Source organism: Streptacidiphilus sp. PB12-B1b (assembly GCF_014084125.1).
GTDB lineage: Bacteria > Actinomycetota > Actinomycetes > Streptomycetales > Streptomycetaceae > Streptacidiphilus.
On sequence record NZ_CP048405.1, the window covers coordinates 4,635,132 to 4,645,601 of the forward strand.

The window sequence follows — 10,470 nt, forward strand, 5'->3', positions numbered from 1 at the left end:
TTCAGTTGGGGATGACCGGGGCGAACCGGACCGGCAGATGGGCCAGGGCGCGCTGGAACGGGCCCGGGCGCCAAGGGAGTTCGGCGCGGGGTACGGCGAGCTGGAGGTCTCCGAGGGCGTTGGTGAGGCGTTCCACGGCGGTCGTGGCGATCAGGAAGGCGGGCTGCTTGGCCGGGCAGGCGTGCGGCCCGGCGGACCAGGCCAGGTGCGCCCCGCCGCCGGACGATCCGGCCGGGCCGCCGCCGATACCGGCGTTGACCGCGGCGTAGGAGACCAGGACCGGTTCGTCCGGGCGGATGTAGGTGCCGCAGAAGACGGTGTCCTGCCGGACGTAGTGGGCGCCGTAGTTGGCCATCGGCGGTTCGCGGCGCAGCACCTCGTCGATGGCGGAGCGGGCGGCCAGCGAGCCGTTGGCCAGCGAGCTGTAGTAGGCGCGGTCGCTGAGCAGCACCGAGACGGCGTTGGAGATGAGGTTGGCGGTGGGTTCCAGCGCCGCGCCGAGGGTGAGCACCACCTGCTGGATGACCTGCTCGGTGCTCAGCCCGGCGGGGTGGTCCAGGTACCAGGAGGCCAGGTCGGGCCCGCGGAGCCGGGACTTGGCGGCGACCAGGTCGCTGATGCAGGCGAAGAAGGCGGCCCCGGCGGCGGTGGCCTGCTCCGGGCCGGTGGCCTCCAGCATCCCGGCGAGCGCGGCGACCATGTGCGGGCTGTACTCCTCGCCGAGGCCGAACAGCCGGGTGAACACCATGGTCGGCAGCGGGCCGGTGAACTGGGTGATCAGGTCGGCCTCGCCGACGCCGCTGAACTGCGCGATCAGCAGGTCCGCCACGCGCAGCACCTCGGCGCGCAGCTGCCCGAGGTCGACCATGGCCAGCGAGTCGGTGATGACCGAGCGGTAGCGGGCGTGCTCCTCGCCGTCGCTGAACAGCACGTTCGGCCGGTAGCCGATCATCGGCAGGACCGGGCAGTCGGCGGGCACGGTGGCCTCCCAGGCGCGCGGGTCCTTGGACCAGGTCACCGGGTCGCGCAGCAGCGCCAGCGCCGCCTGGTAGTCGGTGACAAGCCACGCCGGGACGCCCTCGGCCAGCAGGACCGGGGCGAGCGGGCCGTAGCCGCGCAGCCGGGCGTAGGTGGTGTGCGGGTCGGCCGCGAACGCCGGTCCGAACAGGGGGACCGGTTCGGCGAGGTACGGGGGCACGGGGGCGGGTCCTAGGTGGAGTGGGCGAGCAGGTGGTCGACCAGGGCGATCAGCACGCGCAGGCAGGAGGTGGGGTCGCGGGCGTCGCAGGCCACCAGCGGGGTGGACGGCGCCAGGTCGAGCGCCTGCCGCAGCTGTTCGACCGGGTAGTCGGGCGAGCGGGGGAAGTTGTTGACCGCGACCACGTACGGGACGCGGCGCTCCTCGACGGCCGACATCACCCAGAAGGAGTCCTCCAGCCGGAGCGAGTCGACCAGCACCACCGCCCCCAGGGACTGGTGGGCCAGGTCCTCCCACAGGGCCCGGAACCGCTCCTGGCCGGGCGCGCCGAACAGGTAGAGCACCAGGTCCTCGGTGGGCAGGGTGTAGCGGCCGAAGTCCATGGCGACGGTGGTGGTGGTCTTGTCGCCGAGGCCGCCGGGGCCGCCGTGGGCGCCCGGGTCGTCGACGAGGGCACCGACCGTGGTCATGACCTCCTCGGTGTGCAGCGGCGGGATCTCCGACAGCGAGCCGATCATGGTGGTCTTGCCGACCCCGAACGCCCCCGCGACCAGGATCTTGACCATGGTCTGCGCCGGGTCGGGCAGGTAGACCGTCTCCGGGCTAGAGCTTGGCGCGTAGACCACTGAGAACCCTTTCCAGCAGCTGCCTGTCCCGGAGCCCGGTCTGCAGCATGGAGGCGTGGACGGTGAGGTGGCCGTGATCGACCAGTTCGCTGACCAGCACTTTCACCACGCTGACCGGCAGGTGCAGATAGCCGGCGACCTCGGCCAGGGTCAGCGCGCCGCCCTGCAGCAGGGCGGCGATGCGGTGCGCGGGCGGGGCCAGTCCGTCGGGTACGGCGCCGGTCGCCGAGGTGAGCACGGTGAGCCGGTCCAGGGTGTTGCGGCTCGCGTGCGCGGAGCCGTCGGTGGCCAGGAAGGCCGGTACCAGGCGTCGGCGTCCGGGCGGGGTGGTCATCCCAGGGTGTCCCGCGCCGGGGTGTTCAGTACCCGTGAGCCGAGATTGCCGATGTGGCGGTGCACCTCGTAGGAGACCATGCCGAGGTCGGCCTCGCGGGTGGTGTACAGCACCAGATGGGTGTGGGCCCCGGCGGGGACGGAGAACACGAAGCCGTCGCCGGTCTCCACGACCACCTGCCGCAGCGCGGTGTCCGCGTGGCCGCTGAGCGCCCCGGCCACCTGCCGGGCGCAGCTCTGCAGCCCGGAGGTGACGGCGGCGGCGCCCTCGGCCGAGGCGCGGGAGAGGCCGCTGGAGGCGCCCTTGATCATGCCGTCCGAGGTCAGCACCACGCCGTGGACGACGCCGTGCAGCTGGGTGAGGGTCTGCAGGGCCTTGGTGGTCCACTCCAGGTCCAGCCCGGGCTGGACGGCGTCCGCATCGGACAGCGTCATGACTCGTTCCTCTCGCGGAAGACGGGCGCGGCCTCGCGCCCCTGGTCGGTGCCGGACTGCACGGCGCTCCAGGCGGACGCGGTCTGCCCGAGGGTGGGCGGCTGACGCTCGGGCGGCGGCGGGCCGGCCGGATCGCCCGGGGCCGGGTCGGCGGCCCGGTGGCGGTGCCGCTGCGGCAGCGGCGGGGGCGCGGCGGGGTTGCGGGGCACGGCGCCCGGGTCGGGGGCCGGGCCGAAGGCCGGATCGGCGGCGGGCCGGGGCGCCGGGGCGAGGGCGGCGGCTGAGGCGTGTTCGGGCTCGATGCCGCGGGCCGGCGGCGGGGCCACCGCCGACATCGGCTGGGCCTCGTCCATCAGCACCAGCAGCCGTTGCGGGATCAGCACCACCGCGTGGACGCCGCCGTACTGGCTGGCGCCCCGGACCGAGACCGAGAAGCCGTACTCGCGGGCCAGCCTGCCGATGGTGGCGAAGCCGGCCCGGGGCGGGTCGCCCAGCTCGCTGAGCCGGCTCTGGTGGTCGGGGTGCATCATCCTCTCGGCGAAGGCGATGTCGTCGTCGTGCATGCCAATCCCGGCGTCGTCCACCACCACGCAGACGCCGTGGGCGGCGTGGTGCAGGCTGACCCGGACCGCGAGCGTGCCCTGCGAGTAGTAGACGGCGTTGGCCATCAGCTCGGCCACCACCATCGCCAGCGGCTCGACCACCCGGCCCACCGCGCCGACGGCCCGGTGCAGTTGGTTGACCAGGACGATCCGCCGGCTGTCCTCGACCCGGCCCTGCGCCCCGGCCAGGATGTCCGGCAGGTGGGAGTCCTCGCGGTTCAGCCCGGGCCAGGCGCCGCAGAGCACGCCGGTGGCCTGGATCCGGCGCAGGCTCTGCTCGTTGAGCCGGTCCAGGGCGAACAGCTGCTCGGCCAACCGGGGTTCGTCCACGGCCAGTTGCAGCGAGCTGACGAGGGACTGCTGGCGGTAGCCGAGGGCCTGCAGGCTGCTGGTCGCGCCGCGCATCACCGCGGCTGCGGCGGCGTCCACCTGGCGGCGGGCGTCGGCCAGCGCGCGGGCGATCTGCGCCAGTACGGCGTCGTGCTCGGCGGCGGTGCCGCTCTCGGCCAGCTCGGGGTGGAGCGGGCCCGGCACCACGAGGTGATGGTGCGTCAGCCGCTGTACCAGGGCCGGGATCCGTACGGCGGCGAGGTGCTGGTTCTCCTGCCGCAGCGCCTCGAACCGGGCTGCCGCGGACTGGAGTTCACCGTGCGCCTGGTCGCGTGCGGTGTGCGCGGCGGCGGCGTCGAGCCGGGCGGCGGCCGCGTCCAGGCGGGCGGCGTCGGCCTCTCGGCGGGCGGCGGCCGTGCGGCGTCTGCCGGTGAGCAGCAGCGGGACGGTGACCAGGCTGCCGGCGGTGCCTGCGGCCAGCAGCGCGGTGGCCACCTCGGGTATCTGAGTCACGTCGGCTTCCCGGAGTCGAAGGGGTGCGGCAGTCGGCCCGAGGCGCGGGCATACCGGGCGGCGCTTCCACAGGAACGCACTTCTCACCCTTCGGCGCCGGGGCGCGGAGACAACGGGGACGGCAGGGCCGGTGCTGGGCTGGGACTGCGGGGCGGCACACGGTGCGCACGAGTCATACTCCGCACCATGAAAGTGCGCGGACAAAACCCGCGTCAAGCAGATCCGGCATTCTTGTCCGAACCATGCCACAAAAAGGAGCGGGCCGGGACGGCGCCTCCGGGAGCGGGATGAACCGGTTCCGCGGCGGGGGCGTTGTCACCCGTGCGGACCCGCCCCGAGCGGGCCGGTGGACCAGCCGCACCGCACCCGAGCGCGGCGGCGGTCCCGGTAGAGGAAACCCGTCATGAAACGTGTCATCACCGTAACCGCGGGTGCGGCGGCCGTGGCGGCCCTGGCCGCGGCCTGCGGGACCACCAGCACGGCGTCCCCCTCGTCCCCCTCCCCCGCCGCGTCCGGCGCGGTCGCAGGCCACACCGCCTCCGGGAGCGGCACTGCCACCCTGAAGACCGCCTCCTCACCCGAGGGGCAGATCCTGGTCGACGGCTCCGGCCGGACGCTGTACCTGTTCCAGGCGGACACCGGCTCCACCTCGACCTGCACCGGGGCATGCGCCACCGCCTGGCCGCCGGTCACCAGCACCGGCACGCCCAACGCCGGCGGGGTGAACGCCGCGCTGGTCGGCAGCACCATGCGGGCGGACCACACCGCCCAGGTGACCTACAAGGGCCACCCGCTCTACTACTTCGCCGACGACACCAAGCCGGGCCAGGTCAACGGGCAGGGCGTGGACGCCTTCGGCGCCAAGTGGTACGTCGTCAGCCCCAACGGTGCGGCGGTCACCGCCGCTACTTCGTCCAACTCGTCCAACTCGCCCAGCAGCGGCGGCGGTTACGGCGGCGGCTACTGAACGACGGCTGCTGACCGGCGCTTGCCGACCGACCCGGCCGGGGACGCCCCGAGCGGGCCCGGAGCACCGGACCCGCTCGGGCGCACGCCGCCGGAGGACGGTCAGAAGCCGTGCCGCTCGGCTCCCCAGCGGTTGCTGGTGAAGTGCTCCAGGGTGTGGCTGAAGGCCCAGGTGTCCTGGGCCACGCCGGAGCAGGTGCCGGCGCCGGAGGTTCCCGGGCAGCCGCCGTTGTCGCGCTGCAGCGCCCAGATGGACAGGGCGCCCAGGCCGTGCCCGGCCGCAAACGACTCAACGGTGTTGACGTCGGCGGCGGTTGTGGTCTCGGCGGCGCCGAAGTCGTCGATGCCGGGCATCAGGGTGAGCCCGATCGACTCCCAGAGCTGGGACTTGGACTTCCACGGGTAGAGCGCGGCGAGCTGGCTGTAGACGCCGTTCGCGGCGGTGACCGCGTCGGTGCCCATCTCCTGCGCGGTGCCGATGTAGTAGTCGAAGGTCATGGCGTTGACCAGGGCGATCCGCGCGTGCTCCTGCACGGCGTTCTGCAGCACCGCGACACCGGTGGCGCCCAGGCCGGTGGTGGCGGACGGCAGCGTGTACTGGAAGCCGACCTTGTGCCCGGTGCGCGCGCCCCACGCCTCGACCTCGGCGATGGCCTGGTTGCGGCGGGTGATCCCGGCGGTGTTCGACAGCGAGTCGGCCTCGACGTCCAGGTCGATCCGGGTGGCGTGGTAGGTGGTGAACACCGACTCGTACACCTTGGCGATGGCGTTGACGTCGGTGCAGCTGTCGGCGATGTCGGTGCCGGTGGTGTCGGCCGCGTAGCCCCCGAAGGAGGGGATGACCGTGCCGCCGCCGCGCTGGATGGCGGCGATGGAGCTGCCGAAGGTCGCCGAGGAGAGCGGCTCGGTGGTGTCGCCGTTCCAGTAGGCCGTGCAGGAGCCCGCAGCGGCGGTCTCGATGAACGCCATGGTCAGGTACTTGGCACCGGACTCGGCCGACAGGGTGGCCGGGTCGTCCCCGTTGTACGCCTCGAAGTACGGCGCGTACACGTGCGCGGGAAGGGAGTTGGCCGCGCCGTGCACGGAAGGGATCCCTGCGGCGTGCGCCGCACCCGCGCCCGCGGTGAGCAGCCCGGCCGAGGCGACGGCGGTGGCGAGCAGGCCGGTCACCACGGTGTGCAGAGTTCCGGGGGTTCGTCTCATCTGGGCTCCCAGTGGGGATGGAGAGGTACGTGGTCGAGACTTCTGGTTGAACGCGCTAATACTTGGACTAGACCATTCGCCTGTCAAGGGTCTGCAGGCCGCCCCCGGGTCCTGGCGGTTGACTCGACGTCAACTGCGCTTTGGTGAACCCGCGATGGCAAGGTCGTCCGCCGCGTTCGGTGAACCACTGGGCCGCCCGGCCGGAGCCGACCGGGTGCGGACGCGCGGACGCCCCGCAGCGCTGGTGAGCGGTGCGGGGCGCCGTGCTGCTGCCGGGGGTCAGGCCGGGATGATGTTCTCCGCCTGCGGGCCCTTCTGGCCCTGGGTGACGTCGAAGGTCACCTTCTGGCCCTCCTGGAGCTCGCGGAAGCCCTGGGCGTTGATGTTGGAGTAGTGGGCGAAGACGTCGGCGCCGCCGCCGTCCTGCTCGATGAAGCCGAAGCCCTTTTCGGCGTTGAACCACTTCACGGTACCGCTGGCCATGCTGTTCTCCTTGATGCGCACAGTCGCAAACCGCGCCCGCACTGTGCGGACACCGTGTCGCCCGGCCCCCGCTCACAGCGAAACCGACCCCGGACAGCACAGTGCCCGTGATCGCGATCACGGGCGAGCGGAACTCGGAAACCACGACTGCTTCTGCACCGAACGCTACCCTCCGCATCCCTTCGGTGCCAGCGGGTACGCGCGCGGCGCGCCGCGCGATTGCACCGTCCAGGGGACGCAGGGCTCGACGCGGGGCCGGTGCGGGGCGCCGCAGAGCGGCACAGAGCCGAAAAAGCGGTGGATATGGCCCAGGTCACCCCGGCGGAGGACGGAGCAAGATCGACACTCACCGGCCGACCGGCGCCGCTCACCCTGTGTCGACGATGTGCTCCGGCTCACCCCGTCCCGACTGTGGCACGGGCCACGATTCCGCCTCCCGGCGACTGCTTTCCGGGCCGAAAAGCCGCCGGATCGGGCCGATTCCTTGATCCTTACCTGCAGTAACCCCGGCCTGACCTGCACAGAAACCCGACAACTTGGACAAATGGCGCAGGCTGCCTACCTTCGAAGACGTGCCAACGAGCACCCCGGGTCAACCCACCGGCGCACCTCCGGTCCCCGTACCGGAGACGTACCGCTGCCTCCCCTGCGAGGCCGGCGGCCAGCCGTTCGGGTAACCACGGCGGTTCGGGTGCCACGCCCCCTGCGTGGACCGGCCGTACCGAGGAGACGACACCACGCCGCACCGCGCCCCTGGCGCGGCCGCGCGCTGCCGTCATGCCGTCCGGGACTGTCGAGAGGGACCATATGATCTTCCGCCGCGAGAACGACGCCGCCCGCACCGCCACCGCCACCGCGCCCCGTCGGCACAACCGCCTGCGCGCCGCCCTGGTCACCGGTGTGATCGTCGCCGCCCCCGTGGCCGGCCTGGCAGCCGCCACCTCCGCCTCCGCCGCCACCCCCTCCACCTGGGACGCCGTCGCCCAGTGCGAGAGCAGCGGCAACTGGGCCGCCAACACCGGAAACGGCTTCTACGGCGGTCTTCAGTTCACCTCCTCCACCTGGGCCGCCTTCGGCGGCACCCAGTACGCCGCCAGCGCCAACCAGGCCAGCGCCAGCCAGCAGATCGCCGTCGGCGAGCAGGTCCTGGCTGCCCAGGGCCCCGGCGCCTGGCCGGTCTGCGGCCCGCAGGCCGGGCTCGGCTGACCAGGCCGTACCCCCCGCACGCAGCGCACGGCGCGGTCCCCGATCCGGGGGCCGCGCCGTCGTCGTACCCGAACGCCCCCGGCCCGGGCGGACGCGGTCAAGGGGGCGTCAAGGGCCGCAGCCCCTCCGTATGGGGGGCGTCAATAAGGGTTCTGAGGCAGTCGGGTCGGATGTTCAATGAAGGAGAGGGAAAAAGCCCGATCGATCAGATCAATCGATTGCCATCGGGGATTTCTTCCAAGGAAATCAAAGAGCCGACGCAAGGTCGGAGAGGGAAGCGAAGCACCATGGCTGAGAGTGCGCGAGTCGTCGTCGGCGTCAGTGGATCCCTGAGCAGCCTGGCCGCGCTGCACCGGGCGGTGGCCGAGGCGCGGCAGCGGGACGCGGTCCTGGTGCCGGTGCTGGCCTGGCACGCGGTGGGCGGCGAGACGGCCTACCGGACCGCACCCTGCCCGCAGCTGCTGACGGTGTGGGAGGAGGCGGCGCGCAGGCGGCTGGACACCGCGTTCGAGCAGGCCTTCGGCGGGTTCCCGGCCGGAGTGCGGGTGCTGCCGCTGCTGGTCCGGGACGAGAACCCGGGGCGCGCCCTGGTCCGCACCGCCGACCGGCCGGACGACCTGCTGGTGGTCAGCACCGGGCGGCAGGGCCGGCTGCGCCGGATCCTGCACGGCTCGGTCAGCCGCTACTGCCTGGCGCACGCCCGGTGCACGGTGGCGGCCGTGCCGCCGTCGGAGCTGCTGGAGGCGCTGGAGCGGGCGGCGGACAGCGGTGAGCCGATGACCCTGCCCGGCGCGTGGACGGCGCGGACCGCCGCCTGACCGACCCGTCCACCCCGTAGACCCCCGATCATCCGGAGCACCCCTTACACCCCGCTCGCCCGCACCGAACCCCGCACGCCGCACCGGGTCGTACAGAGCCCGCAGGGCCCCCGGGCCCCGGCGCGGCGGCGGCGTGCCCGCACAGACCCCGCCCAGGCCGTCGGCAACCCCATGCCGGCGGCCCGGCCGCGTTCCGGCGGCGCTTGCGGCGACGGTTAGGGCGACGGTTAGGGCGGTTGCGGCGGTGCCTCCGGAGGGTCGCCGTCCGCACCGGCCGAAGCGGTGCCCGGCCCGCTGACCGGCGCGTCCGGCGACCGCCGTCCGCTGACGCGGTGTCGGCCCAGGCTGCCGCGATCCCCGCCGAACGGGGGGTATTGGATAACGACTCAGCTTCAGGTTTGCTTCAGGGGCGTTGCGTTCTACGCGCGGAGAACGGACTTTGCCCAACTGAGCCGGATGGTCATCTATTGTCCTCACCACCATCGGCGACTGCGCGCCGTGTAAAACCGTAAGACCCTTCCCGACACCACGCGGCAGAACACACCCTCGGGGCGCCGGCACTTCTCTGGAGGCATTGGTGAAGAAAACCGTTCAGCTGGCAGCGGCCCTGGTGACGGTCGGCCTGACCCTCACCGCTTGCGGCTCCAAGCCCGTTTCCACGGCCGGCAGCCCCTCGGGCTCCGCCTCGGGCTCGACCGCGACCACGGCCGGTTCGTACAAGGCGTGTATGGTCACCGACACCGGCGGCCTGGACGACCACTCCTTCAACGCCGAGTCCTGGGCCGGCATGCAGGACGCCGCCAAGGCCGACAGCAAGATCACGGTCCAGAACGCGACCTCCGCCACCGAGAACGACTACGCCAGCAACATCGCCGGCTTCGTGTCGGCGGGCTGCAAGCTGATCGTGACCGTCGGGTTCGCCATGGACGACGCCACCGTGGCCTCGGCGAAGAAGAACCCGAGCCAGGACTACACGATCGTCGACAACACCTCGACCGCCCCGAAGATCAAGGGCCTGCAGTTCAACACCGCCCAGGGCGCCTTCCTCGGCGGCTACTTCGCCGCGGGCATGACCAAGACCGGCCGCGTGGCCACCTTCGGCGGCGCCAACTACCCGACCGTCACGGTGTACATGGACGGCTTCTGGGAGGGGGTGCAGTATTACAACCAGCAGCACCACACCAACGTGAAGGTCCTCGGCTGGAACCAGACCACCCAGTCCGGCACCTTCGACCCCACCCAGAGCTTCACCGACGAGGCCGGAGGCAAGCAGATCGCCGCGACCTTCCAGGCCGAGGGCGCGGACATCATCTTCCCGGTCGCCGGCGGCACCGGCATCGGCGCGCTGGCGCAGGCCAAGGCCAGCAACGGCGCGCTGAACGCCATCTGGGTCGACGACGACGGCTTCTACTCCAACTCCGCCTACGCCTCGGTCATCATGACCTCGGTGACCAAGGGCATAGCCAGCGCGGTCAGCACGGCCGTGACCGGCGCGGCCGCGGGCGGCTTCACCTCCACCTCCTACATCGGCACGCTGGCCAACGACGGCACCGGCCTGGCGCCCTACCACGACTTCACCTCCAAGGTCCCGGCCGCGCTCACCACCGAGCTGGCCACGGTCAAGCAGGGCATCATCAGCGGCTCCATCAAGATCACCTCGAAGAACCAGCCGACCCCCTGACCGGTCGCACGGTCCGGGCGGGCGCGCCTGTCGCTGTCAGGCGCGCCCGCCCACCCGTACCCGTCTGTCCTCTTTA

The 10,470-nt window shown here is 72.4% G+C and carries 10 protein-coding genes and 1 pseudogene; 4 read left to right on the forward strand and 7 right to left on the reverse strand.

What is annotated here, in order from left to right:
• Position 1 precedes the first annotated feature (1 nt).
• Genes GXW83_RS20530 through GXW83_RS20550 form a run of 5 tightly spaced genes read right to left on the reverse strand, consistent with a single transcriptional unit; the run spans position 2 to position 4,037 of the window.
• The gene (locus GXW83_RS20530; protein WP_225447133.1) at positions 2 to 1,198 is read right to left on the reverse strand and encodes a cytochrome P450; all 1,197 of its coding nucleotides are present in this window, start codon (positions 1,196 to 1,198) and stop codon (positions 2 to 4) included.
• An 11-nt stretch (positions 1,199 to 1,209) separates the two neighbouring features.
• Complete coding sequence (locus GXW83_RS20535; protein ID WP_370466743.1) at positions 1,210 to 1,824, reverse strand: ATP/GTP-binding protein; 615 nt, start codon at positions 1,822 to 1,824, stop codon at positions 1,210 to 1,212.
• Positions 1,802 to 2,158, reverse strand: coding sequence for a DUF742 domain-containing protein (locus tag GXW83_RS20540; RefSeq protein ID WP_182444478.1), 357 nt, complete (start codon positions 2,156 to 2,158; stop codon positions 1,802 to 1,804). The genes GXW83_RS20535 and GXW83_RS20540 overlap by 23 nt, the downstream gene beginning before the upstream one ends.
• Positions 2,155 to 2,592 carry a roadblock/LC7 domain-containing protein gene (locus GXW83_RS20545; RefSeq protein ID WP_182444479.1) on the reverse strand — a complete coding sequence of 146 codons (438 nt, stop codon included), beginning with the start codon at positions 2,590 to 2,592 and terminating at the stop codon, positions 2,155 to 2,157. Before GXW83_RS20545 ends, GXW83_RS20540 begins: the two co-directional genes overlap by 4 nt.
• On the reverse strand, positions 2,589 to 4,037 hold the full coding sequence (locus GXW83_RS20550) for an ATP-binding protein (RefSeq protein WP_182444480.1): 1,449 nt from the start codon (positions 4,035 to 4,037) through the stop codon (positions 2,589 to 2,591). The genes GXW83_RS20545 and GXW83_RS20550 overlap by 4 nt, the downstream gene beginning before the upstream one ends.
• A 403-nt stretch (positions 4,038 to 4,440) precedes the next feature.
• On the opposite strand from GXW83_RS20550, the gene GXW83_RS20555 reads away from it, so the two are divergent.
• Entirely contained in the window at positions 4,441 to 5,004 is a 564-nt protein-coding gene (locus GXW83_RS20555; protein WP_182444481.1) for a hypothetical protein, read from the forward strand.
• 101 nt (positions 5,005 to 5,105) lie between these two features.
• On the opposite strand, the gene GXW83_RS20560 is transcribed toward GXW83_RS20555, so the two are convergent.
• Positions 5,106 to 6,206 carry a glycosyl hydrolase family 18 protein gene (locus GXW83_RS20560; RefSeq protein WP_182444482.1) on the reverse strand — a complete coding sequence of 367 codons (1,101 nt, stop codon included), beginning with the start codon at positions 6,204 to 6,206 and terminating at the stop codon, positions 5,106 to 5,108.
• Between the two features lie 279 nt (positions 6,207 to 6,485).
• Positions 6,486 to 6,689, reverse strand: a complete 204-nt coding sequence (locus tag GXW83_RS20565) for a cold-shock protein (RefSeq protein WP_182444483.1) — start codon at positions 6,687 to 6,689, stop codon at positions 6,486 to 6,488.
• 807 nt (positions 6,690 to 7,496) lie between these two features.
• Here GXW83_RS20565 and GXW83_RS20570 point away from each other — a divergent pair.
• The 3 genes and pseudogenes from GXW83_RS20570 to GXW83_RS20580 form a co-directional block, all read left to right on the forward strand.
• A pseudogene (locus tag GXW83_RS20570) lies at positions 7,497 to 7,874 on the forward strand (transglycosylase family protein); the annotation flags it as partial.
• Positions 7,875 to 8,182: 308 nt separating this feature from the next.
• A complete protein-coding gene (locus tag GXW83_RS20575) occupies positions 8,183 to 8,713 on the forward strand; it encodes a universal stress protein (RefSeq protein ID WP_182444485.1) in 531 nt (176 codons plus the stop codon).
• Between the two features lie 577 nt (positions 8,714 to 9,290).
• The gene (locus GXW83_RS20580) at positions 9,291 to 10,394 is read left to right on the forward strand and encodes a BMP family protein (RefSeq protein WP_182444486.1); all 1,104 of its coding nucleotides are present in this window, start codon (positions 9,291 to 9,293) and stop codon (positions 10,392 to 10,394) included.
• Positions 10,395 to 10,470 lie beyond the last annotated feature (76 nt).

What these genes read in the sequence shown, in the direction of transcription:
- GXW83_RS20540 (WP_182444478.1), bottom strand. Translation starts at nt 2,158, where the DNA reads ATGACCACCCCGCCCGGACGCCGACGCCTGGTACCGGCCTTCCTGGCC.
- GXW83_RS20545 (WP_182444479.1), bottom strand. Translation starts at nt 2,592, where the DNA reads ATGACGCTGTCCGATGCGGACGCCGTCCAGCCCGGGCTGGACCTGGAG.
- GXW83_RS20555 (WP_182444481.1), top strand. Translation starts at nt 4,441, where the DNA reads ATGAAACGTGTCATCACCGTAACCGCGGGTGCGGCGGCCGTGGCGGCC.
- GXW83_RS20560 (WP_182444482.1), bottom strand. Translation starts at nt 6,206, where the DNA reads ATGAGACGAACCCCCGGAACTCTGCACACCGTGGTGACCGGCCTGCTC.
- GXW83_RS20565 (WP_182444483.1), bottom strand. Translation starts at nt 6,689, where the DNA reads ATGGCCAGCGGTACCGTGAAGTGGTTCAACGCCGAAAAGGGCTTCGGC.
- GXW83_RS20575 (WP_182444485.1), top strand. Translation starts at nt 8,183, where the DNA reads ATGGCTGAGAGTGCGCGAGTCGTCGTCGGCGTCAGTGGATCCCTGAGC.